General features: G+C 65.5%; 21 protein-coding genes and 3 tRNA genes. 21 read left to right on the top strand and 3 right to left on the bottom strand.

Annotated elements, in window-relative coordinates; genetic code table 11:
* Positions 1-16: 16 nt before the first annotated feature.
* The 9 genes from serA to EAH68_RS00640 all read left to right on the top strand — a co-directional run bounded on the left by serA (position 17) and on the right by EAH68_RS00640 (position 9862).
* A complete protein-coding gene (gene serA, locus EAH68_RS00680; protein ID WP_126119391.1) occupies positions 17-1609 on the top strand; it encodes a phosphoglycerate dehydrogenase in 1593 nt (530 codons plus the stop codon).
* A 198-nt stretch (positions 1610-1807) separates the two neighbouring features.
* Complete coding sequence (locus tag EAH68_RS00675) at positions 1808-2356, top strand: OsmC family protein (protein WP_126119390.1); 549 nt, start codon at positions 1808-1810, stop codon at positions 2354-2356.
* A gap of 5 nt (positions 2357-2361) precedes the next feature.
* Positions 2362-3390, top strand: a complete 1029-nt coding sequence (locus tag EAH68_RS00670) for an acyl-CoA dehydrogenase family protein (protein WP_126119389.1) — start codon at positions 2362-2364, stop codon at positions 3388-3390.
* A gap of 3 nt (positions 3391-3393) precedes the next feature.
* A complete protein-coding gene (locus EAH68_RS00665; RefSeq protein WP_126119388.1) occupies positions 3394-3894 on the top strand; it encodes a flavin reductase family protein in 501 nt (166 codons plus the stop codon).
* A 57-nt stretch (positions 3895-3951) separates the two neighbouring features.
* Entirely contained in the window at positions 3952-4965 is a 1014-nt protein-coding gene (locus EAH68_RS00660) for a 3-isopropylmalate dehydrogenase (RefSeq protein WP_126119387.1), read from the top strand.
* Positions 4966-5012: 47 nt separating this feature from the next.
* Positions 5013-6476 carry a cell wall-binding repeat-containing protein gene (locus tag EAH68_RS00655; protein ID WP_126119386.1) on the top strand — a complete coding sequence of 488 codons (1464 nt, stop codon included), beginning with the start codon at positions 5013-5015 and terminating at the stop codon, positions 6474-6476.
* 41 nt (positions 6477-6517) lie between these two features.
* Entirely contained in the window at positions 6518-8374 is a 1857-nt protein-coding gene (locus EAH68_RS00650) for a DUF294 nucleotidyltransferase-like domain-containing protein (protein ID WP_126119385.1), read from the top strand.
* Positions 8374-9030 carry an exonuclease domain-containing protein gene (locus EAH68_RS00645; RefSeq protein WP_126119384.1) on the top strand — a complete coding sequence of 219 codons (657 nt, stop codon included), beginning with the start codon at positions 8374-8376 and terminating at the stop codon, positions 9028-9030. The genes EAH68_RS00650 and EAH68_RS00645 overlap by 1 nt, the downstream gene beginning before the upstream one ends.
* Before the next feature lie 31 nt (positions 9031-9061).
* Complete coding sequence (locus tag EAH68_RS00640; protein ID WP_126119383.1) at positions 9062-9862, top strand: fumarylacetoacetate hydrolase family protein; 801 nt, start codon at positions 9062-9064, stop codon at positions 9860-9862.
* Positions 9863-9979: 117 nt separating this feature from the next.
* Here the strand turns inward: EAH68_RS00640 and EAH68_RS00635 are convergent, their stop codons facing one another.
* Positions 9980-11092, bottom strand: a complete 1113-nt coding sequence (locus tag EAH68_RS00635) for an isochorismate synthase (protein ID WP_126119382.1) — start codon at positions 11090-11092, stop codon at positions 9980-9982.
* 112 nt (positions 11093-11204) lie between these two features.
* Here EAH68_RS00635 and EAH68_RS00630 point away from each other — a divergent pair, with 112 nt between their 5' ends.
* Together EAH68_RS00630 and gltX are read left to right on the top strand one after the other, a co-directional pair.
* Positions 11205-12080, top strand: a complete 876-nt coding sequence (locus EAH68_RS00630; protein ID WP_164546360.1) for a CE1 family esterase — start codon at positions 11205-11207, stop codon at positions 12078-12080.
* Positions 12081-12088: 8 nt separating this feature from the next.
* Positions 12089-13585 carry a glutamate--tRNA ligase gene (gene gltX, locus EAH68_RS00625; RefSeq protein WP_206436324.1) on the top strand — a complete coding sequence of 499 codons (1497 nt, stop codon included), beginning with the start codon at positions 12089-12091 and terminating at the stop codon, positions 13583-13585.
* Here gltX and EAH68_RS00620 read toward each other — a convergent pair.
* Both EAH68_RS00620 and EAH68_RS00615 read right to left on the bottom strand, forming a co-directional pair.
* Positions 13582-13797 carry a helix-turn-helix domain-containing protein gene (locus tag EAH68_RS00620; protein WP_126119379.1) on the bottom strand — a complete coding sequence of 72 codons (216 nt, stop codon included), beginning with the start codon at positions 13795-13797 and terminating at the stop codon, positions 13582-13584. The genes gltX and EAH68_RS00620 overlap by 4 nt on opposite strands.
* On the bottom strand, positions 13797-14261 hold the full coding sequence (locus EAH68_RS00615) for a DUF2975 domain-containing protein (protein ID WP_126119378.1): 465 nt from the start codon (positions 14259-14261) through the stop codon (positions 13797-13799). The genes EAH68_RS00620 and EAH68_RS00615 overlap by 1 nt, the downstream gene beginning before the upstream one ends.
* Positions 14262-14522: 261 nt before the next feature.
* On the opposite strand from EAH68_RS00615, the gene EAH68_RS00610 reads away from it, so the two are divergent.
* The 10 genes from EAH68_RS00610 (at position 14523) to EAH68_RS00565 (ending at position 24847) form a co-directional block, all read left to right on the top strand.
* A tRNA-Gln gene (locus tag EAH68_RS00610) sits at positions 14523-14594 on the top strand.
* Positions 14595-14633: 39 nt separating this feature from the next.
* Positions 14634-14706, top strand: a tRNA-Glu gene (locus EAH68_RS00605).
* A 709-nt stretch (positions 14707-15415) separates the two neighbouring features.
* A tRNA-Glu gene (locus EAH68_RS00600) sits at positions 15416-15488 on the top strand.
* 134 nt (positions 15489-15622) lie between these two features.
* Positions 15623-17143: a DUF3375 domain-containing protein gene (locus tag EAH68_RS00595; protein WP_126119377.1), complete on the top strand. Its 1521-nt coding sequence runs from the start codon at positions 15623-15625 to the stop codon at positions 17141-17143.
* Positions 17136-17864 carry a DUF4194 domain-containing protein gene (locus tag EAH68_RS00590; protein WP_126119376.1) on the top strand — a complete coding sequence of 243 codons (729 nt, stop codon included), beginning with the start codon at positions 17136-17138 and terminating at the stop codon, positions 17862-17864. Before EAH68_RS00595 ends, EAH68_RS00590 begins: the two co-directional genes overlap by 8 nt.
* Positions 17857-21213, top strand: a complete 3357-nt coding sequence (locus EAH68_RS00585; RefSeq protein ID WP_164546359.1) for an ATP-binding protein — start codon at positions 17857-17859, stop codon at positions 21211-21213. Before EAH68_RS00590 ends, EAH68_RS00585 begins: the two co-directional genes overlap by 8 nt.
* The gene (locus EAH68_RS00580; RefSeq protein ID WP_126119374.1) at positions 21210-22817 is read left to right on the top strand and encodes a GNAT family N-acetyltransferase; all 1608 of its coding nucleotides are present in this window, start codon (positions 21210-21212) and stop codon (positions 22815-22817) included. Before EAH68_RS00585 ends, EAH68_RS00580 begins: the two co-directional genes overlap by 4 nt.
* A gap of 9 nt (positions 22818-22826) precedes the next feature.
* Positions 22827-23294, top strand: coding sequence for a nucleoside deaminase (locus EAH68_RS00575; protein WP_126119373.1), 468 nt, complete (start codon positions 22827-22829; stop codon positions 23292-23294).
* Positions 23295-23342: 48 nt separating this feature from the next.
* Positions 23343-24506: a TRAFAC clade GTPase domain-containing protein gene (locus tag EAH68_RS00570; RefSeq protein ID WP_126119372.1), complete on the top strand. Its 1164-nt coding sequence runs from the start codon at positions 23343-23345 to the stop codon at positions 24504-24506.
* Positions 24503-24847: a hypothetical protein gene (locus EAH68_RS00565; protein ID WP_126119371.1), complete on the top strand. Its 345-nt coding sequence runs from the start codon at positions 24503-24505 to the stop codon at positions 24845-24847. The genes EAH68_RS00570 and EAH68_RS00565 overlap by 4 nt, the downstream gene beginning before the upstream one ends.
* Positions 24848-24852 lie beyond the last annotated feature (5 nt).

Genomic DNA, 24852 nt, shown 5'->3' with positions numbered 1-24852 from the left:
GCAGGAGTAAACACCCGTGAGCAAGCCCGTCGTCCTTATCGCCGACAAACTGGCACCGTCCACCGTAGACGCGCTCGGAGACGCCGTGGAGGTGCGCTGGGTCGACGGCCCGAACACCCCGGAGCTGCTCGCAGCCGTCCCGGAGGCCGACGCCCTGCTGGTGCGTTCCGCCACCACCGTCACCCGCGAGGTTCTCGAGGCCGCCCCGAACCTGAAGATCGTGGGCCGCGCCGGCGTCGGCCTGGACAACGTCGACATCGATGCCGCCACCGAGCGTGGTGTCATGGTGGTCAACGCTCCGACCTCGAACATCCACTCCGCCTGCGAGCATGCCATCGCTCTGCTCATGGCCACCGTCCGCCAGATCCCGGCCGCCGACGCCACCCTGCGTGAAGGCGAGTGGAAGCGCTCCCAGTTCAAGGGTGTGGAGATCTTCGGCAAGACCATCGGTGTCGTCGGTTTCGGACACATCGGCCAGCTCTTCGCCCAGCGTCTCTCGGCCTTCGAGACCGAGATCATCGCCTACGACCCCTACGCGAATCCGACGCGCGCAGCCCAGCTGGGTGTGGAGCTCGTCGAGCTGGATGAGCTGGTCGCCCGCGCCGACATCATCACCATCCACCTGCCCAAGACCAAGGAGACGGCCGGCATGTTCAATGCCGAGCTGCTGGCCAAGTCCAAGAAGGGCCAGATCATCATCAACGCGGCCCGCGGCGGCCTGGTCGATGAGCAGGCACTGGCTGATGCCATCAGGTCCGGCCACATCTGGGGCGCCGGCTTCGACGTCTTCTCCACCGAGCCGTGCACCGACTCCCCGCTCTTCGAGCTGCCGCAGGTCGTCGTCACCCCGCACCTGGGTGCCTCCACCGCCGAGGCCCAGGACCGCGCCGGCACCGATGTCGCCGCCTCCGTGCTCAAGGCCCTGGCCGGCGAGTTCGTCCCGGATGCCGTCAACGTCTCCGGCGGCCGCGTCGGCGAGGAGGTCGCTCTGTGGCTGGACCTGACCCGCAAGCTGGGTCTGCTGGCCGGCCAGCTCCTCGACTCCGCACCGGTTGACGTGGAGGTCACCGCCCGCGGTGAGCTGTCCACCGAGGACGATGTCTCCGTGCTGGGTCTGTCGGCTGTCCGTGGCCTGTTCTCCGCCACCACCGACGAGCCGGTCACCTTCGTCAACGCCCCGACCATCGCTAAGGCCCGCGACCTGGACTACAAGGTCGAGACCGCCTCCGAGTCCACCACCCACCGCTCCGCGGTCGACGTCAAGGTGATCGGCGCCGACGGCTCCTCCCGTACCGTGGTCGGCGCCCTCACCGGCCTGGACCGCGTGGAGAAGATCGTCCGCATCGACAACCGTGGCCTGGACATGCGTGCCGAGGGCCGTAACCTCTTCCTCGAGTACACCGACGCCCCGGGTGCCCTGGGCAAGGTCGGCTCCCAGCTGGGTGAGTCCGGCATCAACATCGAGGCCGCCGCGCTGACCCAGGCCGCCAAGGGTGACGGCGCGATCCTCGTGCTGCGTGTCGACGCCGAGGTTCCCGCCGCCCTGGAGAAGAAGATCTCCGAGTCCCTGGGCGCCTCCGCGGCTGTCCAGCTCGACCTGGACAGCTAGAACGACTGTTCTGCCGACCCCTGCCGCAATCCGCGGTGGGGGTCCTTTTTTATTCATTAATTTATTCATGATCGGAGCAGCTCATCGGGGAAGGTGGGTCATCCGGACCTCCAAGTAGACCACACGGTATGGTGAATCCGAACCGTGTGGATTAATATTCCCAACGGTCCCAGAAGCTATTTCTCAAAGGAGACAGCCATGTCCAGCCTCACCCCGAACCACCAGCAGGGTCAGCCGCTCGAGCCGATCGACGCCGAGAAGCTCGCCGAGCTCGCGCAGAAGAACATCGACAACCCCGAGGGTGGACACAAGAAGATCCGCACCCACACGGAGGCTGACGGCAAGTTCCGCAACTACACCCAGGTCCGCAACCTGGAGCCGGTGCTGGTGTCCGAGCCGCCGGCACTGCTGGGCGACGACACCGCCCCGAACCCGACCGAGATGGCCCAGGCCGGCCTCGCCGCCTGCATCTCCGTCGGCATCCAGGCCATCGCCACCCACCGTGGTGTCACCCTGACCAAGATCGACATCGACATCGAGTCCGACATCGATGTCTCCCCGACCTGGGGGGTGGGTGACCTGGCCGAGGACAAGCGTCCGGGCGTCTCCGATGTCCGCGTCAAGGTCGAGATCGAGGGTGACGCCGACCGCGAGACCCTGCAGAAGATCCACGACGACGCCATCAAGTGGTCCCCGGTGGTCAACACCTACACCCGTCCGGCCAACCTCACCTCCGAGCTGGTCTGATCTGCATGGGTTCAGCAATCCTGGAGAAGATCGCGGAGAATGCCAAGGCCGTCGACAAGAACGAGCTCCCGGCCCGTTACGGCCTGGAGCTGCTGGGCGGGCAGAAACTGTTCATCCGCGACGGTCTGCGCGACACCGCCCGGCAGCTGCGCCGGATAGCTGCCGAGGACCTCTCGGTGGCCTTCAGCATCTGGGCGCACACCATGGTGATCACCTACCTGCGCACCGCCGACACCGGTTACGCCCATGAGCTCCTCCCGGTCCTCGAGGCCGGTCAGCGTCCGGGAGTGACCGGCATGGCCCCCGCCTTCAAGGAGGCCGCCGGCGCCGGCACCATCGATCTGGCCGCCACCCCGGTCGAGGGCGGTTACCGTCTCAACGGTCGTCTGGCCTGGGCCTCCAACCTGGCTGATGACGCCCTGATCGTCACCGCCGCCCGCACCCCGGAAGGCGAGCGTCTGCTGCTCGCCTTTGACGGTGATGCGGAGGGCGTGACCCTGGGTTCGCCGTTCGCCCTGCTGGGCCTGAACGCGACCGCCTCGGCGTGGATCTCGCTGGAGGATGTCTTCGTGCCGGAGGCGCAGATCCTCTCGCGCGGTTTCGAGGAGTTCATCGGCGCGGTGCGCCCGACCTTCATGATCCTCCAGACCTCCGAGTGCCTCGGTCTGGCCGACGCCGCGATCAGCGCCGCCGCCACCCGCCTGACCGGCATCAACGAGGTGCTCACCGGGGACGTGGCGCAGGTCCGCGACCGGATCAGCGAACTGATCGCCGAGCAGGAGGCCATCGCCTCCGCGCTCGACAACGGTGAGGCGGTGGATCGCGTGAAGCTGCTCGAGCTGCGCCTCGCCGCAGCGGAAGCCGCCGTCGACGCCACCGCCCTGGAGGTCCGTGTCGCCGGCGGTGCCGGTTACGCGCAGTCCTCCCCGGCCTCGCGCCGGTTCCGTGAGGCCGCCTTCATCCCGGTCCAGTCCCCGTCCGAGACCCAGCTCAAGTGGGAGCTGGGCCGCGCCCGGGCCCAGGAGGAGAACTAGAAGATGACGTTGGCAGATCTCACCGTGTCAGGAGACCAGTTGCGCGCCGCCGTGGGTACTTTCCCTTCCGGGGTCACCATCGTGACCACCCGCTCCGGGGGTGAGGACGTCGGCCTGACTGTCAGCGCCTTCTCCTCGCTGTCCCTGGAGCCCGCGATGGTCGTCCTCAGCGTCGACAACGGCTCAACGTCGCTGCCGTACCTCACGGTCGGGGCGCCGGTGGGTATCTCGGTGCTCGCGGAGGGGCAGGGCGGTCTCGCCCGGCAGTTCTCCACCCGGGGCATCGACCGCTTCGCCGGGGTGGACATCGTCCGCCGCAACCGGGAGGTGGCGCTCATCGAGGGTGCCGCGGCCTGGTTCGCCGGTGAGATCGTCAACGCCTTCCCCGGTGGGGACCACACCATCCTCACCATCTCGGTGGCCGACTGCGGCACCGAGGACGATGCGCGCCCGCTGCTGTACCAGCGGGGCCGCATCCATGACTGGGTCGCCGACGAATCGTAGGTTCTGCCTGGTAGGATTCCCCTGTAGTTCTAGCAGGTGAGAAAGGAATCCCACAGAATGAAACTTGCAGTCATCGGCGGCGACGGCATCGGCCCGGAGGTCACCGACGAGGCCCTCAAGGTCCTCCGCACCCTCCGCGACGACATCGAGACCACCGACTACGACCTGGGCGCCCGCCGTTACCTGCGTAACGGCGAGCTGCTCACCGATGAGGACCTGGCCTCGCTGCGCGGGCACGACGCCATCCTCCTGGGTGCCATCGGCGCCCCCGGTGAGGTCCCGCCCGGGATCCTCGAGCGTGGCCTGCTGTTGAAGATGCGTTTCGCACTCGACCACCACGTCAACCTGCGCCCCTCCAAGCTCTACGAGGGCGTGGAATCCCCGTTGCGCAACCCGGGCAACATCGACTTCGTCGTCGTCCGCGAGGGCACCGAGGGCGCCTACACCGGCAACGGTGGCGCCATCCGCGTGGGCACTCCCCACGAGGTGGCCAACGAGACCTCCGTGAACACCCGCTACGGCGCGGAGCGGGTCATCCGCTACGCCTTCGAGCTGGCCCAGTCGCGCCGCAAACACCTCACCCTGGTCCACAAGACCAACGTGCTCGTGCACGGCGGTGGGCTGTGGCAGCGCACCGTCGACGAGATCGCCACCGAGTACCCGGAGGTCACCGTCGACTACAACCACATCGACGCCGCCACCATCTACCTGGTGACCGACCCCTCGCGTTTCGACGTCATCGTCACCGACAACCTCTTCGGCGACATCATCACCGACGAGGCAGGCGCCGTCTCCGGAGGCATCGGCCTGGCCGCCTCCGGCAACATCGACGCCACCGGCACCAACCCCTCCATGTTCGAGCCGGTCCACGGCTCCGCACCGGACATCGCCGGCCAGGGCATTGCGGATCCGACCGCCGCGATCCTGTCCACCGCCATGCTGCTGCGCCACCTCGGGGACGAGGAGAACGCCGCACGGATTGAGGCGGCGGTGGCCGAGGACGTCGCAAAGCGCGAGGGTCCGGTCCGCACCACGGACGTCGGCGACCGCATCGCCGCTGCCCTGCAGTAGGGTGGACGCGACCATCTGAGACCACGACCACCTTGAGGGGCAGAAGAATGAGGCGACTGGCGGCTGCGCTGGCCATGACCACCACACTGGCGATGGCAGCGGGGTGCAGCACCGCAACGGAGGACAACTCCACAGCCGACGGGTCACCCCGGCTTCCGCTGGACTCCTCGGAGGTGGTCGCGGACGCGGACACCGCGGACCGCATCTTCGACACCGCCGACGTCGTCGTCCTCGCGGGCCCCGCACCCGCGGAGCAGCGTCGCGCGGTGGAGATCGCCGTCGCCACGGGGGTGCCGCTGCTTGCCGACGCCGCCGGCCTTGACCGCCTCGAACCCTCCCGCGTCATCGCGGTGGGGGAGACCGGCCCGATTCCGGAGGGCCCCGAGATCATCGCCGCGCCTGCCGGGGAGAACGCCGAACCGGTCACCGTGGCAGAGATCGCCGCTCTCAATCCGGCGGAGCTGCAGGGGGTCGAGGGCGTCGCGGCAGTTGAGCCGGAATACGTCATGCCCCCGGTCCTGGTCAGCCCGGAGACCTCGGTGGCCGCCGCGGCCACCGCACGGGCCGCCGGGGCGGAGCTGACCGTCCTCGACCACCCCGACCCCCGTCTGACCAGTGAGTCCATGGCCCTGGTCACCGAACAGGACGTCCTGGCCCTGGGAGAGCAGTTCGGCAGCCAGGAACGCTTCGACCGCGCCGTCGACCTCGCCGCCAACGGTGAACTGCCCGGCGGCGGTGGACTCGTCTTCCCGGGCCGGCGCATGGTCGCCTTCTACGGCCACCCCTGGGGCGGCGACCTCGGCGTGATGGGCGAGCAGCCCCCGGCCGAGGCCGTGGCGCGGGTGCAGGACCACATCCAGAGCTACCAGGCGCTCGAGGAACAGCCGGTCGTCCCGGCCTTCGAGATCATCGTCACCGTCGCCTCCGCCTCCCCGGGCGCGGACGGCAAGTACACCAACGTCGGCGACCCGGCCGAATTCACCGGCTACATCGACGCCATCACCGAGGCCGGCGGTTACGCCTTCCTCGACCTCCAGCCCGGCCAGGCCAGCTTCCTCGAGCAGGCCGAGGTCTACGAGGAACTGCTCAAACGGCCCAACGTCGGCCTGGCGCTCGACCCGGAGTGGAATCTCCAGCCGGGCGAGCAGCCCCTCCAGCGTGTCGGCCACGCCGAGGCCGCTGAAATCAACGAGGTCGCCGACTGGCTGGCCCAGCTGGTGCGCGAGAACAACCTGCCCCAGAAGGGCCTGATCGTCCACCAGTTCCAGATGCAGATGCTGCGCGACCGCGAGCAGATCAACACCGACCACCCGGAGCTGGCCTTCATCCTCCACGCCGACGGCCACGGGGTGCCGGACGAGAAGTTCGCCACCTGGGACGCCGTCCGCCAGGGCCTGGATGACAACTGGTTCATGGCGTGGAAGAACTTCATCGACGAGGACAACCCCACCTTCACCCCGGAGCAGACCTACGGCATCGAGCCGCGCCCCTGGTTCATCTCCTACCAGTAGTTTCCGCCCGCGGAGGTGACCGGAGCCCTAGGCTTGTGCACATGACGGTCGAACTAGAGGAGGTCCGCGACTTCATCGCGGACATCGAGCCCTTCACACGCCTGCCCGCCGCTGAACTGGATCAGCTCCCCGCGCGCATGACCATGGAGTACGTGCGCCGCGGCCAGCACATCATCCGCTACGGCGCGCCCAATGACAACCTCCACATCATCCGCTCCGGGGCGGTCGACGTGCTCGACGACGAGGGGATCCTCCTCGACCGCCGTGACGCCGGGCGCAGCTTCGGCTACTCCACACTGGTGGGCAACGAGGCTTCCCGCTACACGATGGTCGCGGTGGAGGACAGCCTCATCCTGCTGCTGCCCAAGGCGGAGTTCCAGGCCCTGGCGGAGCGCAATCCCGACATCCTGCGCTTCTACTCCTCCCAGTCCCGCCGGATCCGTGCCGCCGCGGCGGAGCTGCGCGGCGACCAGTCCTCCGATGTGCTGCGTACCCGGCTGGGGGAATTCAAGATCGCCGACCCGGTGTCCATGGTGCCCGCCGCCACCATCCAGCGCGCGGCCCAGCTGATGGAGCGCCACCGGGTCTCCTCCGTGCTGATCACGGACAACGGTTCCCTGGTGGGCATCCTCACTGACCGGGACCTGCGGGGCAGGGTGGTGGCCCAGGGGCTGGACATCATGCGCCCGGTCTCGGAGATCATGACCCCGAACCCGCGGACCGTCAGTTCCGAGACCCTCGCCTTCGAGGCGATGATCATCATGGCGGAGATGCGCATCCACCACATCCCGATCGTGGACGAGGGGAAGCTCACCGGCATCGTCACCACCGCCGACGTCATGCGCCTGCTGCGCCACGACCCGATCTACCTCACCGCCGACCTCTCCCGCCGGAACTCGCCCGAGGAACTGCGCAACGCCTACTCCCAGGCCTCGGAGGTGGCGGTCCGCTTCATCGAACGCGGCGCCTCCGCGGAGGAGACCTCCGGCATCATGACGATCGCCGCGGATGCCCTGGCCCGCCGGCTGCTCAAGCTGGGGGAGGAACAGCTCGGCCCGCCACCGGTGCCCTACACGTTCGTGGTCCTCGGCTCCCAGGGACGCCGGGAGATGGGCCTGGCCTCCGACCAGGACAACGCGATGGTGCTCTCCGACGACTACGACGAGGCCGTACACGGCGAGTACTTCGCGCAGCTCAGCGAATACGTCTGCCGGGGCCTGGACACCGCGGGCCAGGTGCTGTGCCCGGGGGACATGATGGCCTCGAACCCGCAGTGGCGGATGACGGTCTCCCAGTGGTCGGACACCTTCCACCTGTGGGTCACCGCCCCGGAACCGGACGCCCTCCTGCACGCCCAGACCTTCTTCGACTTCCGCGGCATCTGGGGGGAGATCGGACTGGGGGATGAGGTCCACAACGGTGCCGTCAGCCGGGCCCGGGGTGCACGGCGCATGCACGCCCACCTGGCGGCCCTGGCGGCCCGCCGTGAACCACCCCTGGGCTTCTTCCGTGGTCTGGTCGTTGACCGTTCCGGCGAATACGCCAACACCCTCAACGTGAAGAAGGGCGGCACGGCCGGCATCGTCCAGATGGCGCGGCTGTTCGCCCTGTCCAGCGGCGTGACCGCCCTGGGTACGCGCCGTCGGCTCCTCGACTCGGCGGCTGCCGGCGGGGTCTCCGAGCGCGGGGCACAGGATCTTGTCGACGCCTTCGACTACCTCACCTCCATCACCCTGCGGCACCAGGCCATCCAGCTGCGGGAGAAGACCACCCCGGACTACAACATCGATCCCAATAAACTGGGCAGGATGGACCGGGAGCACCTGCGCGACAGCTTCCAGATCATCAAGGACATGCAGAACGCACTGGCCTCGAAATACCTGGTGAGGAACATCTGATGTGGCCCTTCCGCTCCCCGCGGCCGCAGAAGTCCACCGGCCCGCTCAAGGAATTCTACGCCGTCCCCCCACCCACGGAGGAGACCCCGCTCACCGAACTGCCCCTCCTGGCGGTCGACGTGGAGGCCACCGGCATGGACGCACGGAAACACCAGCTGGTCTCCATCGGCTGGGTGCCGGTCAACGGCACACAGATCGACCTCTCGGGGGCCGGTTACGTCATCCTGCGGGGCTCCGAGGGATTCACCGTCGGTCCCTCAGCGACGATCCACCAGCTCACCGACGATGAGATCGCGGCGGGCATCGATCACTCCGAGGCTCTCGGGCAGCTGCTGGCGGCGCTCCAGGGGCGGGCGATGCTGGGCCATTTCGTACCTATGGAGGAGGGTTTCCTCTCAGCGGCCTGCCAACGACTGTTCCATGCGCCGCTGCAGGTGCCGATGGTGGACACCTTCGCCATCGAACGCCGCCACATGGAGAGGATGGGCACCTACCCCCGCGGGGAGGACCTCCGGCTGGCCCGGGTCCGGGCGCGCTACGGGCTCCCGGCCTACCGCAACCACAACGCTCTCACCGATGCGCTGGCATGCGCGGAACAGTACCTGGCACACCAGGCACAGCTACCTGTATCAACTCTGAAGGACGTGATGGTCTGAGCGTGGGCCCGGGCACGGTAGAGTAGCCGCCATGCGCTTTGGAAGAATTGCCCACCCTGAGGGTTTCAGTTTTGTTGTCGTCGATGGTGAAGGCGAGGAGAATCTCGTCGCCAAGGAGATCAAGGACACTCCCTACACCGAGCCGGAGTACACTGGCCGGGAGTGGCCGCTGGCGGATGTGAGGCTGCTCGCCCCGACCCTGCCGAGCAAGGTCGTCGCCATCGGCCGCAACTACGCCGATCACGTCGCCGAGGTCTTCAAGGAGTCCGCCGAGCACCTGCCGCCGACCCTGTTCCTCAAGCCCCCGACCTCCGTCGTCGGGCCGGAAGCCCCCATCCGGATCCCGGAGTTCGCCACCAAGGTGGAGTTCGAGGGTGAGCTCGCAGTGGTTGTCGGCCAGGTGGCCAAGAATGTCAAGGCTGCAGACTGGAAGTCTGTTGTCCGGGGCTTCACCATCGTCAACGACGTCTCCTCCCGTGACCTGCAGTTCGCGGACGGCCAGTGGGCCCGTGCCAAGGGTATCGACACCTTCTGCCCGCTGGGCCCCTGGATCGAGACCGACATCGACTCCTTCGACCTGGACAACCTGTCGATCCGCGCCCACCTGACCCAGGACGGCGTCACCGAGACCAAGCAGGACTCCAACTCCAACCAGATGATCATGAAGATGGGCGAGATCATCGAATTCATCACCGCCTCCATGACCCTGCTGCCGGGCGACGTCATCTGCACCGGCTCCCCGGCCGGCACCGAGGCCATGAACCCGGGCGATACCATCGAGGTGGAGATCGAGGGTCTGGGATCCCTCCGCAACCCGGTGGAGCGCGCCTAAGAATGCACCACCACGACGGCCACCACGCGGGTGGCCGTCAGTGGTCCGGCAACCCGGGCGGGGTAGCGGGGCGTCGACAAGCAGATTGAATTGGTCTCTGCTGCTGCGCGCTGTGGGTTAGAGCCCGAGCGAACGCAGGATGGTGCGCAGCTTCGCGGTGGTCTCCTCGAGCTCCTCCCCGGGGTCGGAATCCGCGACGATGCCCCCGCCGGCCCAGGCGCGGGCGGTGGTGCCGTCACCGGAGACCTCGGCGCAGCGGATGGCCACCATGTACTCGCCGTCGCCGGAGGCGTCGCACCAGCCGACGGCCCCGGAGTAGAAACGGCGGTCGGTCTCGGCCGTCTCGATGAGGGCCTCGGCGGCGTCGGTGGGGGTGCCGCAGATCGCCGGGGTGGGGTGCGTGTGCACGGCCAGCTCCAGGGCGTTGACAGCCGGGTCGCGCAGGGTGCCCACGATCGGGGTCGCCAGGTGCCACATCTCGTTGGTCCGGGCCAGTTCCGGGCGGGCAGGGATGTCCAGCCGGGAGCAGAAGGGGCCGAGCTTCTCCCGCAGGTGCTCGACGACGTACTGGTGCTCCTCGAGGTCCTTGGCGGACTGTGCCAACCGCTTGCCGACGGCCGCGTCAGCCGCCGCATCAGCCTGGCGCGGCGCCGAGCCCGCCAGGGGATAGGCCGTCACAGTCGAGCCCTGACGCTGGACCAGCACCTCGGGGGAGGACCCGACGATCATGTCGCCCGGACGCCCCGCGGGGCTGAGGTCAGCGATGAAGCCGTCGCGGTTGTAGGAGTTGTCGATGAGCCGGGCTGCGACCAACAGCGGGTCCACCGGCGGATCGAAGGCGATGTCGACGGCGCGCGCCAGCACCACCTTCTTCAGCTTGGAGGCGCGGATGGTGCTCACGGCGGCCTCCACCCGGCGCAGGTGCTCCTCGGGCTCGGGGTCCACCCCGCAGATCCGGGCGTGGAGTACCGCCCCCTCGCCCTGGCGGTAGTAGGCGTGGGGCTCCAGCGGCCCGTCCTCCCGGATCACGTGTTCCGGGACAGTGAGGGCGGCGGGGGCGGAGCGGTCGAAGGGCAGTGCGCCGACGACGATGGGCACCCGCCCGGAACGCAGCGCCTCAATCGCAGCCCAGGGATCGGTGAACGTCTCCACCGCCCCCTGGGTGCGTACCGAGCCGTGCGCCCTGGACAGGAGGAAGTCCGGCGCGGTGACAGGTCGGTGGGCACACATGTCGAGCCAGTCTAGTGCGTGGCCGGGGCACCGTCATCCACCACCCTGGCTTGACTCCCGGTTGGATAAAAGCCCCGGATGCTTGGGGTGAATGTTGTTATTGTTGGTTTCTGTGATCCAGACCAAGACACTCCGCCGTGCCCTCGGGACGATGCTCGCCCTCATCCTCTCCCTGGGAACCCTCGCCCCCGCCCCGGCGGCGGCGCAGTCCTCCCTGCCTGGGGGGTTCGCGCTGCCGGGTGGCTCCTCCGGCGGGGACGCGACCTTCCCCCTGGCGGTGGGCGGCCGGGACGTGCTCGTCTCGCTCCCACCCAACTACAACCCCGCCATCGCCCACCCGGTCCTGCTCGTCTTCGGCGGTCTGGGGGCCAGCGCGGAGGAGGTCTCCCGGACCCTCGGGCTGCGTGCCAACTCGGGCGCGATCATCGCCTACGCCCGCGGCGTGGGCAACGCCTGGGCAGGTGCCCCCTACTCGCAGACAACCATGGACGCCGACGTCTCCTACGCCCGCGGCATCGTCGACGCCATCGCCGCTCAGCACCCGGTCGACCGGGGCCGGATCTACGCCATCGGCCACTCCAACGGTGGGGCCTTCGCCCTCAACCTGGCGTGCCGTGCCCCGGAGCTGCTCGCCGGCGTGGTGAGTGTGTCGGGCATGTTCTACACGGCTGCCGACCAGGGCTGCTGGGGCGGCAACGTCCCTGTCATGCTCATCCACTCCACCAATGATGACGTCGCGGTCTACGGCGGGGGAGTGCGCCACGGCGCCCCCTTCCTCTCCGTTGACGAGATGTTTCAGCGGTGGGGCACCCGCAACGGCTGTCAGCTGCAGCCCGTGCACCTGGCGGCCGGCGGCGGCCGCACCCACCGCGCCTGGACCGGTTGCCGCGCGCAGACCGAGCTGGTGATCTCCCCGTCCGCCGGCCATCCCTGGCCCGGGCACGCCCCGGCCGTGGCGAGGGACTTCCTCGCGCGCCAAAATCGCTGAGCAGTAACATGACGGGCATGACTGATGTTCGTGTTCGATTCTGCCCCTCGCCCACCGGTACCCCGCACGTGGGCCTGGTGCGCACCGCACTGTTCAACTGGGCCTATGCCCGCCGCCACCAGGGCACCATGGTGTTCCGTATCGAGGACACCGATGCCGCCCGCGATTCCGAGGACTCCTACTCGGCGCTCCTCGAGGCCATGAACTGGCTCGGCCTGGACTGGGACGAGGGTGTGGAGAAGGGCGGTCCGCATGAGCCGTACCGACAGTCGCAGCGCATGGACATCTACGCCGACATCCTGAAGCAGCTCATCGACGCCGGCGAGGTCTACCCCGCCTACTCCACCGCGGAGGAGGTCGAGGAGCGCCACAAGGCCGCCGGCCGCGACCCCAAGCTGGGCTACGACAACTACGACCGCACCCTGACCGAGGAGGAGGTCGCGGCCTTCCAGGCCGAGGGACGTCAGCCGGTCTGGCGCCTGCGCATGCCGGAGCAGGACTGGAAGTGGAACGACCTGGTCCGCGGTGAGGTCGAGTTCAAGGCCGCCACCCAGCCCGACTTCGTGGTCGCCCGCTCCAACGGTGCCCCGCTGTACACCCTGGTCAACCCGGTCGATGACGCGCTCATGCGCATCACCCACGTCCTGCGCGGTGAGGACCTGCTGTCCTCCACCCCGCGCCAGCTGGCCCTCTACGAGGCGCTCAAGCGCATCGGTGTCACCGACTTCACCCCGCAGTTCGGTCACCTGCCCTTTGTCATGGGCGAGGGCAACAAGAAGCTGTCCAAGCGTGACCCGCAGTCCAACCTCTTCCACCACCGGGAGAACGGCATCATCCCGGAGGGCATGCTCAACTACCTGGCTCTGCTGGGCTGGTCCCTGTCCGGTGACCGCGACATCTTCTCCATTGAGGAGATGGTGGCCAACTTCGACATCGCCGACGTGCTGGGTAACCCGGCCCGCTTCGACCAGAAGAAACTCGAGGCCATCAACGCCGACCACATCCGCCTGCTGGAGCCCGCGGACTTCGAGGCCCGCCTGCGTGCCCACCTGAGCGAGTTCACCGACTTCCCGCAGGACTACCCGGCGGACAAGTTTCAGGTCGTGGCAGATCTCACCCAGACCCGCATCAAGACGCTCTCCGAGGCCTACGGTCTGCTGAAGTTCCTCGTCACCGCAGATGAGGACCTGGAGCTCAACGAGCGGGCGGCGAAGAAGAACCTCAAGGAGGCCGCTATCGCGCCGCTGGACGCCGGTATTGCCGCCCTGGAGGCCGTGGACGAGTGGACTACTCCGGACATCGAAGCTGTACTGACCAAGGCGCTCATCGAGGATCTGGAGCTCAAGCCGCGCACCGCCTACGGCGCGCTGCGCGTGGCCATCTCCGGCGAGCAGGTCTCCCCGCCGCTGTTCGAGTCCATGGAGCTGCTGGGCCGCGAATCGACACTTGCGCGTCTGCGCGCGGCCCGCGCAGTCACCCCCTTCGAGGCCGCCCCGACGGCCTAGTCAGGGGATTCGGGGGAGTAGCGCAGCAGGTCGCCGGGCTGGCAGTCGAGCGCCTCGCACAACGCTGCGAGGGTGGTGAAGCGGACAGCCCGGGCGCGTCCGTTCTTGAGTACCGAGAGGTTGGCGGGGGTGATACCGATCTTCTCGGCGAGCTCACCCACCCCCATCTTCCGGCGGGCGAGCATGACGTCGATGTCGACGATGATGGACATCAGATGACCGCCTCGAGCTCAGCGGAGAAACCTGTAGCCTGCACCAGCAGCATCCGCTGAACGTAGACGACCAGCCCGACGCCCGCGAGCAGCAGGGCGAAGACGCCTGTCACGAGGATGAGTCCGGGGGCGTCATCGACCTCGGCCACGACGTATCCGGCGAGCAGGACGAAGACTGATGCCGTGATAATGGCGGCGATGACGGTGTCGACCCAGCGGAAGGAGGCAGGGGAGAATACCGTGTTCTGCCTGACCAGTGAGACGAGCCGCCAGACGGCGACTATGGCGACCTGGACGCAGACCAGGCCGAGTACCACGAAGATGCTCAGGCCGATTTTGGCGGGCACGGGAGCGGTGGCATCACCCAGGAAGAGACCGGTGGGGATGAGGATCTGTACCGCGAGACAGGCCAGCAGCCCGAGGATGAGGATCCCGCGTAGCAGAACGGTGATTTTCGTGGACATATGGAGGAGCCTTTCTATCGAATTTCGATAGAAGTCTATCGTGATTCGATAGAAGGGTCAGGGCGGGTGGGGGGTCGTGGTCGATATGTCCGGCATGGGAGGGATTGGGGCTTCTGGCGTATGCGAACGGCCATAAACCATGTTTGAGCTGGCGATTTGTCACTGCTGTACGCTTCTGGTTATAGTTATCCACGTTGCACAGAGCGGCACGGGGTGGAAAGCTTCCCCATGCCTGCGGTGCAACAGGAGATCACTCCGAATTGGCCTATGGTGTAATTGGCAACACAACGGTTTCTGGTACCGTCATTCTAGGTTCGAGTCCTGGTAGGCCAGCTGCAGCTCACACTGCAAGCGAGAAGAATATGTCGCTAAGCCCCGTTCGTCTAGCGGCCTAGGACGCCGCCCTCTCACGGCGGTAACACGGGTTCAAATCCCGTACGGGGTACAACAAGACTCCCGGACTCATTCGAGTCCGGGAGTCTTTTTTGTTTTTGCATTTCACCCCCGCACTTACCGATGGTGCGTGGGTCACACCTCGGCAAATAATGTGTTGGGGGTAACTTTTTATAACGAAAAAGTGAATAAGCTTTTAACTCATGAACCCCCTGACATATGCTGCAGTTAAGCGGAGAGGATCACACCTCAGACCCCCGGTACCAGGCAGAAGGTAACGAGAATCTCCGGATGGAACTACCGGAAGGAGAGCATATGGCAGTAAGTGGAACTAACCATATCTCCGGACGCGGCGCAGGCGTCCTCCCATAAGCGGCATGGCCGTAATCCAGAACTTCCAGAGCGCAAGAAATGCGCGAAGTACAGGAGCTAAAGGGAGCGATATGAAGCGTCAGCCGTCACCCGAGCCCCACGGCAAGGACAGGCCAACCCCCGACAACTAGTTCCTCAGAACTGCAGCGGACGCGATCATGACGGGATCATCACCCCGGATCGACGAAACCTCCGCACCGACGTCGGAAGTGGTGGAAGTACCACCGTCCACGGTTCGGCAGAAGTAGAAACCCACCACCGAGTGTGGTGGGTTTCCGCATGGTTGGCATCATGTTAAAAATCGTTTTTACCTGCTGATTTGTGCACCGACACCCGCAACGTTTACAGTAATGGAGTCCGCAAGGGACGCCGCGCTGAAAAGCGAACATGCCCCGTTCGTCTAGCGGCCTAGGACGCCGCCCTCTCACGGCGGTAACACGGGTTCAAATCCCGTACGGGGTACAAGTTCAGAAGAGGCCAGGTCATTGACCTGGCCTCTTCTGTTTTTGCGGTCCCCATAATCGTATCGATAGTCTGTTCGCTTAACTGGTGGAGGCAGATAGGTCATGTCCGGGGCGGACGTTATTCTTTAGTTCATGAGTGCGGAGCGGACAATTGCCAATGCCCTGACCTTCAGCGACCTTGCAGCTAAAGAGCCGGCCTGGGCACTCTTGCGCGCCACGAATGCTCCAGCCATCCTCACTGTCTTATCCGCGGTGTTCCGGGGCGACAACCGCCAGGTCCCGGGCTCCGAACTCATCGCCGCAACGGCTCGGATCCTGCCGGAGGTCCGGGAACAGACCGGTCTCGAACTCAAGCTCAGCACCGAGGCATATATCGAGGAATGGGTCCGCAGTGGTTTCCTCACCCGCCGGGCCCCGCAGAACGCGCCGGAGGAGCTGTATGAGCTGTCGCCTGGAGCCCACCTGGCGCAGGACTTCGTGGAACAACTCCATACCCCTAAACGTGCTGTCACGCGCTCGCGGTTGAGCAACGTGTTCAACAGTCTGAGCGCACTGGAGGCGGACACGGACCCTGATGAGGACCGTGCCATCGAGCGCCTGGAGCGGCAACGCGATGAGCTGCAACAGCGCATCGACACCATCAGAGTCGACGGCGTGCGCACGGTGGACACCGGTGAGGCCGTCGAACAGGCCCGGGAGGTCATCTCCCTGATCCGGGATCTGCCCACGGACTTCGCCCGGGTGCAGTCGGAGATCGAGCGTGAGGACCTGAAGCTCCGCGAGCAGATCCTCACCGATGACCGCCGGGGTGCCGAAGTCCTCGAGGAGATCTTCACCGGCCTCGACCTCATCGACCAGTCCGAGTCCGGTCAGGCCTTCAACGGCTTCTATCGTCTCCTGCTCAACCACCAGGAGTCCGCGAGGTTCGAGGCGACACACTCCGAGGTGCTGAAGCGTGATTTCATCCCCATCCTGGACGGGGAGGAGCAGGCCCTGCTGCGGGGCTTGATGGCCTCACTGCGTTCCTCTGCCGGTGCGGTGCAGGAGGCCAAGACCAGGCTGTCCCGCTCCCTGCGTCGCTTCGTGCAGTCGCGGGAGAACGAGGCACACAAAGGCCTGCTCAACTCCATCAAGGACGCGGAACTGGCCGCGCTGCAGTTCACCAGGAACGGCGGTAAACCACGCCAGAGCCTGGACATGGAACTCAGGTTGACCCGCGGGAAGTTCAGCACCGTGGCGTCATGGGCACTACACGATCCCGCTGACTTCCGCATCGACACCGACGTGCCGGTCCACCAGCCGGGTGACCTTGATCCCCAGGAGCTGCGGGCCCGCCTGCGCGACACGGAAGTCGACTGGGGCGAGCTGCACCTGGCCATCAACGACCTCATCGCGGAAGGGAGTCAACCCACCGTCGCGGAGGTGCTCGAGGCCCGGCCGGCCACCCAGGGACTGGCCAGCGTCGTGGGCCTGATCCAGCTCGCCCGGCAACGCGGCACCCGCACAGAGGGCACCGAATTCCTGCGGTGGACCTCACCGGAAGGGAAACTGCTGCAGGCCCGCTACACCGCCTACGAGTTTCGCGAACAGGTTCCGACCACGGCCCAGCTGTGGGACCACCAGCCAACCATGAAAGACAACGCCCATGCCTGATTTCTTCGGCTCCCTCGACGACCACGAGCTCACGTCCGACACTGATGTCGTGGACAACGCCGGGGAACATGACCGACACCCCTCCGACGGGATGGACGCCATTCCCGGGGACCTCGGGGACTTCACCCTCGAACAACGGCTGGCGGCACGGGGACTCCTGCGTGGTCCCTTCATCTCTGGTGCGCAGGACAAGGACATCTACCACGAAATAGTGCGCTCAGCGGGTACCCTCAGTGCGTTTCTGGACAACCTGCTGGTCAAGCTCGTCATCGACGAGGTGGGGGAGATCGCCTACCTCCGCGACTGGGATCCACTGCCGGAGGGCGCACCGTCACTGTTCCGGCGTCGGCCCCTCACACACATGCAGACCGCGGTGGTGCTGAACCTCCGCAAGAAACTGGCGCACGCCGTCAGCGGGGAGCGCACGATCGTTGACGCCAACCACATCTTCGAGGAGACCCTGCCGTATCAGCCGGACGCGGGCACCGACCGGGCGAAACAGCGCACCACTTTTGACAATGCCTGGAATGTGTTGGCTGACCACGGCGTGTTGAAGAGGACCCCCACACCCGGGCGCTGGGAGGTGTCCCCGGTGCTGTCCAGCATCTTCTCGGCGGAGGAGATAGCGGCGGTCCACCACAGTTACACCGAGTGGTCGGAACGGAAAGACGCCGTGGGCACCACCACGGTGGAGGAATCGATGGAGAATAATGATGAGTAGAACAATCCCCGGACAGTTCCGGCTGGCGACCCTGCAGGTGTGCAACTGGGGCACGTTCGACGGCGTCACCCGTTTCGACCTCGCGGAGGACGGTTTCCTGATCTACGGCCCCTCGGGCTCCGGCAAATCCACGCTCATCGACGCGGTGTCTGCGGTGCTGGTGGAGCCCCGGAAGCGCAGGTTCAACGCGGCAGCCGACAAGGACAACGCCGGCGGCCGGAACCTGGTCTCCTACTGCCGTGGTGCCTGGGCCAATGAGGAGAGCGCAGAGTTCAACGAGATCACCCAGTCCTTCCTCCGTACGGGTGCCACCTGGTCGGGTATCTCCCTGACCTACCGTGACGGGCTCGGCCAGACCGTCACCGCGGTCTACCTGATGTTCCTTCGCGCCTCCACGCACGCTGACGCGGACATCAAAAAACTGTTCATCACCCTGCCCGGAGAAGTCGACATCGAGGATTTCGAGGCACTCGCCAAAAACGGTCTCGACGTCGGCGCAGCCAAAAGGTCGTTCCCGCAGGCCTACTGCGTGGAGCACCGCCAGAAGCAGTTCCTCATCGACTTCAGCAACCGGATCGGGGTCGCTGACCTGGGTGCCTGGGAGCTGCTGCACCAGGCCCAGTCCACCAAGAACCTGGGCGACCTGAACTCGATGATCCGGGAGTTCATGCTGAGCGAGCCCGACACCTTCCGTGCCGCCAAGACTGCGGTGGACAACTTCACCGAGCTGGAGACCGCCTACCAGGCTGTCCTCAACGCGCGTCGCCAGATTGAATGCCTCAGCCCGATCCGTGAGGCGGACAGCCGGCGCCGCGAGGTCCGCAGGGCCGTCGACGAGCTCCAGGAGGAGATCGATGCGCTGCCCCGGTTCATGTCGGATGCGAAGGAGGAGTATCTCGAGGAGGAGATCGAGACCCTGGAACAAGCGTTGCGCACGCAGGACCAGAAGAAGAGGGTGCAGCAGGATACCGTCGCCAGGGTCCGCTCCACCGTCACCGGCCTGGAAAGGGCACTGGACGGCAACGAGAACGACGCCATCCGGGCGGCGAAAACTGAAGTTGCGAACCTGAGGGACCGACTCTGCACGGTGGCGGACAATGCCCGGCACTTCACGGACCGCGTCGTCGTGCTCGGCAGGCAGCTGCCGGCCACAGAACCGGAGTTTCTCGCACTGCGCTCCACACTCGCTGAGGAGCTCAAGGGATTCACGGCGTCCCATGAGCTGGCGAATGAACGGTGGGTCCAGATCTCCACCGAGCTGAAGGGCACCCGCCCGAAACTGCAGCAGGTGACCGCGGAACTGCAGTCGGTGAAGAAGAACCGCTCTAGCATGGACCACGACAAGCTGCTCGCCAAGGCGAAGATCTGCGAGGCAACCGGCATCCCTGCCCACGAGCTCCCCTTCGTCGCCGACCTGATCGCCGTCCGGGAGGAGGAGAAGGAGCGTTGGCAGCCGGCCGCGGAACGCACCATGTTCAGCTTCGCCCGGGACATGCTGGTGCCCGAGGAACACTACGAGCAGGTGTCCCGGTTCGTGAACAACGAGCACCTCGGGGCCCGCCTGCAGTACATCCGGATCGGCAAGGACGAGGAATTCAGCGCCAAGGTGCCAGGCACACCCAATTCCCTGGCCGGCAAGATCGAGGTGAAGGAGTCACGCTTCCGGGCGTGGCTCGAGTACCGCCTGGCCTCCCGCTTCGACCACCTGTGTGCCGACACGATGGACCAGTTCCGTGGGGCGCGCCGGGCGGTGACGGAGGAAGGGCAGATCAAGGACGGTGCCACGCACGTCAAGGACGACCGCTTCAACATCAGGGACAGCAGCAGATGGGTGCTGTCCGGGAACGTCGGGTTCAAGATCGAGCTCCTGACCAGGCAGGCCGGTGAACTCCGCGAGGAGCTGACGGCCCTTGAGGCCCACGAAACCGAGTTGAAGAAACAGATCGCTGAATACGGGAACTGGAGCACCCTCGCGGAACGCCTCCTGGAGACCAGTGCTTTCGCCGACATCGACGTCCCCACCTTCAACCTGGAGCTCCACCGCGCCCAGGACCATCTGGACCAGCTGGAGAGCAAGGACACGCAGCGCGAACAGCTCAGGACGCAGCTGCGGAACGAGCAGAAGAAGCTGGAGGGGGAGGAATCGGTCCTCGAGAAACTGAGCAAGGAGATTCACGTCGCTGAGGCCAAGGTCGACGACCTCAACGAGCAGCTAGAGGTCGTGGTTCTGGAGGTGGGGGAGCAACCTGACGTCGATGAAGTGGTGCGAGCCAAGCTGCGTAAGCGGTGTGAGCCTTTCGCGGATGCGATCACCGCGTCTAACGTCGAGACCGTTCACCGTCAGGTCAGCACCTGCCTCATGGAGGAACTCAGCGGGCTGCACGGAACGGAGTCCTCCCTCAACAACGCCATCACCAATGCGATGGGAAGGTACATCGATGACTGGCCGCACCGCCGCAGTGATCTGAGGGTGGACGCGGAATGGGCCCGCGACTTCCTGGATGAGCTGGACAACCTGGAGGCCGAGAACCTCCCCAAATATGAGGACAGGTTCCACCAGAAGCTCCACGACGACACCATCCAGCCGCTCTCCCAGCTCTACAGCGACATCCGCAGCGCGACGTCCGCCACGCGGAACTCGATTGCCAGCATCAACGAGACCCTCAATGAGGTGGAGTTCTATCCCGGTGCGCACCTGCAGATTGAGGTGAAGGAAGACCGGCCGAAGGCTGCCTCAGATTTCATCGACAAGCTCAGGAGCACTATCGAGGGTTCGCTGATCCCCGGTGACCTGGCGATGAGCGAGGACCGCTTCCGGCAGATGCGGGAGGTGATCCAGGAGCTGACGATCTCGGACACCAACCCCCAGCGACTGCGTGACCTGCGCATTGACACCCGCCGGCACGTGCGTTTCCAGGGCGTGGAGATCAAGCATGACGGGACCCGGGGACATGTGTACGAGTCCTCCCGCGGACTTTCCGGTGGCCAGGCGCAGAAGCTGTCGTCGTTCTGCCTGGCGGCTGCGTTGAAGTACCGGCTGTGCGGCATGGGCCTGTCGGAGATCCTGTCGCGCAACTCGGTGATCCGGCACGAGGGCTCCACCTACCCGAAGTTCGGCACCATCATCCTCGACGAGGCCTTCGACCGGGCCGACGCCACCTTCACCCGGGCCGCCCTGGACGCCTTCACCGAATTCGGCTTCCACATGATCATGGCTACGCCGGAGAAGCTCCTGCAGACCGTCCAGAGTTATATCGGTGGTGTGCTGCTGGTGGAATGCCCTGACCGGAAATACTCCCTGTGTAGCCAACTGACCATTGAAGAGGCCCGGGAGCACGAGGAACTGTGAAGCACCAGGAGGATGTGCGGGCCCAGGCGGAGACCTTCTACCGGCGCAACCACCGGGCGTGGTTGCTGGGTGAGTTCACCCCGCGGGGCATCAGTCTGCAGCCGCCGACCGCCCAGGACGTCGCCGCCGACGGTGGCCGGGCAGTGGGCGAGTGGTTGAAACACTGGGCCGGCTACCCGGGGAAGGTGGAGACCGTCCGTAAGCGCCTCGGTTATCTGGGCACCTACGACGTCCCGGCCAGGGTGGTGCTCGATACCCCGGCTGCTGCTGCGACGGCCGCAGGATGCGCTGATGAATGGGTGCGCATGGTTGAGGTGCTGGACCTGTTCGTCGACAAGCTGGGGGAGAAGGTGCGGGCCCCGCTCGCCGCGGAGGCGCAGTCCTGGGCGCAGTGGAATGACCTGGAGGTCAGCCAGTACGTCGACGTGATCCGGTGGCTGCAGGAGAATGATACGGCGGACTATTACCTGCGTGAACTGCCCATTCGCGGGGTGGACACGAAATGGATCGGAGACCACGACAAGGTGGTCGCTGCCGTCCATTCCATGCAGGGTTTCCGGCAGAAACCTCTCATGGTGGAGATGCGCACCCTGGACCCGACCCTGCTCGTGGGAGACTTCCTCCATGTGCTCTGCCCGGTGACGGAGCTGGCCGCCCGTCAGGTGGCGGCAGAGAACATCATCATCGTGGAGAACCACCAGTCCTTCCTGGCCCTGCCACAGCTTGAGGGGACCTGGGCCATGTTCGGCGGCGGTTACCGTTCTGACACGCTGGCGGCCGGACTGGGGTGGCTGGCGGAGAAGAACGTCCACTACTGGAGCGACCTGGACTCCCACGGATTCAACATGGTCAGCCGTACCCGTGCAGTGCTGCCGGCCATGCGGACAGTCCTGATGGATCTGGACACGATCATCCACCATGAGGATCTGGCCGTTGAGGAATCCACCGCGCTGCCGTATGACGTCACGAATCTTGCTCCCGGGGAGAAACAGGCGCTGGACTATCTACGTGAGCGTGCCCAGGGGCGCTGCCTGCGGATTGAGCAGGAGCGCCTGGACTTCCCGTGGGTGTGCGCACAACTGGAGGCGCAGGTGAGGCACTCCCAGCTGCACATCCGGCCAGAGACCACCGGGGACGTTGAGGTGGTGCGCGATGTCGTCACGCAGGCCTTCGCCGGCGTCGAGCATTCCGACGGTTCGGAGCCGGCCATCGTGGATGCCCTGCGGGAGGCCGGGGCACTCACCGTTTCCCTGGTTGCGGAACAGGACGGGGAAGTGACCGGACATGTCGCCGCCTCCCCGGTGAGCATCGGCGACGGAACCGCTGGCTGGTACGGCATCGGGCCGGTGGCCGTGCGCCCCGACCGGCAGGGCAGGGGAATCGGCAGTCGGCTCATGGAACATGTCCTGGACACCCTGCGCGGGGCCGGGGCAGCCGGGGCGGTCCTGCTCGGGGAACCGGCGTTCTACACCCGCTTCGGTTTCCGCCCGGTCGCGGGGTTGAGTTACCGGGCCGCGCCAGCAGAGTACTTCCTCGCCCTGTCCTTCACCGATGTCCCGCCGCCCGCGGGGGAGGTCAGCTACCACCCGGCCTTCAGCCAATAAGGTGGAGTCATGAACCCGGAATTCCTGACACGAGCAATCGAGCTGTCCCGGGAGGGCATGCGGGCCAACGAGGGTGGACCTTTTGGGGCGGTGGTGGTGCGCGACGGTGAGATCATCGCCGAAGGCAACAACCGTGTGCTGCTCACCAACGACCCGACCAACCACGCCGAGATGGTGGCCATCCGCCGGGCCACGGAGACACTCGGCCGTTTCGACCTGTCCGACTGTGAGCTCTACGCCAGCTGCGAACCCTGCCCGATGTGCCTCGGTGCGATCTACTGGGCGCGGCTGGGCAGGGTCTGGTTCGCCAACACCCGTGAGGACGCCGCCGACATCGATTTCGACGATTCCCTCATCTACCGGGAGCTGGATAAACCCATCGGGGAACGTCTCATTCCTTTCGAGCATGTCCCGGACGAACGTGCGCGTGAGATCTTCGCCGAGTGGATGGACAAGGCGGACAGGACCCCGTACTGATGCTCAGCCACCGGGAAATCAAGGAAATACCTGGCGTATTCTGTGGCAATGGACCATAACCGGATTCAGGAGCAGCACATCGCCGTTTTCGGTGAGAGTGGAAGCGGCAAGACCGTCCTGGTGTCAACCTTCTATGGGTTGTCCCAGGAACCCGAGGACGACCAGCTGTTCTGGATTATCGCTGACAATCAGAAACACGGAATGCGCCTGCATCAGAACTACCTGGGGATGCGGGATTCGCGGCAGACACCGGAGGTAAACAGGTTTGCCTCTCACTCCTATGCTTTTTCGGTACGCATGAAGGCCGAGCCGGAGGCGAAGGAGAAGAAGAAGTTACCTTTTGACGCTCTCCGCCTGGTCTGGCACGACTATCCGGGGGAGTGGTTCGAGCAGGATGTCAGCGGGGAGGAAGCTAAGCGAAGGGTCACGACCTTCCGGAACCTGTTGACCTCTGATGCGGCGCTCTTCTTGGTTGACGGACAGAAACTGCTCGACAACAAGGGCCAGGAGGAGCGGTACCTGAAGGCTCTGTTCACCAACTTTCGGAACGGTCTCCTGTCGCTCAAGGACGATCTGCTGGAGGACGGGAAACCACTCGAGGAATTTCCCCGTATCTGGGTGTTGGCCCTGTCCAAGGCTGACCTGTGGCCGGAAATGGATGTCATCCGTTTCCGGGATCTTGTCACCAACAAGGCTGGCGGGGAAATCCTGGATCTGAGGGATGTGCTCGCGGAGTTCGTTGCAGGGGAGCAGGCGCTGTCTGTGGGGGAGGACTTCATGCTGCTCTCGGCGGCGGAGTTCGGGGAGGACAAGATCGAGATGAAGAAGAACATCGGGCTTGACCTGATCCTCCCCCTTGCAGCCATCCTGCCTTTCCAGCGGCAGGTGAGATGGAATCGTGCAAAACTCCTCCCTGCGAAAATCGCGGAAAATGTGTTGCGCGGCGGGGGATACGGAATCGCTCTCGTGGTTACCGCCTTCCAGTTGAAGGGCGTAGGAATAGGCAAGCTGGCCATCATGAAGAGTCTCCTCGATCGAATCCTGTCGAAGGAAACCATTGATGACTGGACCGCCCTGGCGGTTGACAAGTTGAATGCGATCCATGAGGAGGCGATCGCACAGAAGAACTATCTGACGGCTTCGTTGACCAATTTTTCACTGGCGCTCGACAAGGCGGAGGAAAACCGGATCTTGCTGAGGACCAGGCGATGAAGCTGATCTGGGCCACGCGCGGTCGGGACTGGGGTTTTCGTTTCCTCCTGAAAGGGGGTTACGAGGATCCGCTGCCAGTCTATGAATCCGTTTTCGGGACGCTGCCCGGCAGGGAGGGCTACAGGAAGGTGGGCGATAAAATTGCTCTCCGTTTTCCTGATCCGGAACTGCGGGAAGATGCCTCGGGCCGGGTCATTCCCCATGAGTTCGTTGTTCTTGGTGAACGGGCGGCTGGACTGGGCTCTTTCGAGGAGGCGTTCAGTGTGATCTGGCCTCTCGTGGCAGGACGGTATGAGCAGATCTGGAATGTGCCTCAGCCACCGCGAAATCTTGAGCAGTGATCACG

Source organism: Corynebacterium hylobatis, from assembly GCF_003955685.1.
Taxonomy (GTDB): domain Bacteria; phylum Actinomycetota; class Actinomycetes; order Mycobacteriales; family Mycobacteriaceae; genus Corynebacterium; species Corynebacterium hylobatis.
This window is presented reverse-complemented; position numbering and strand designations above follow the sequence as displayed.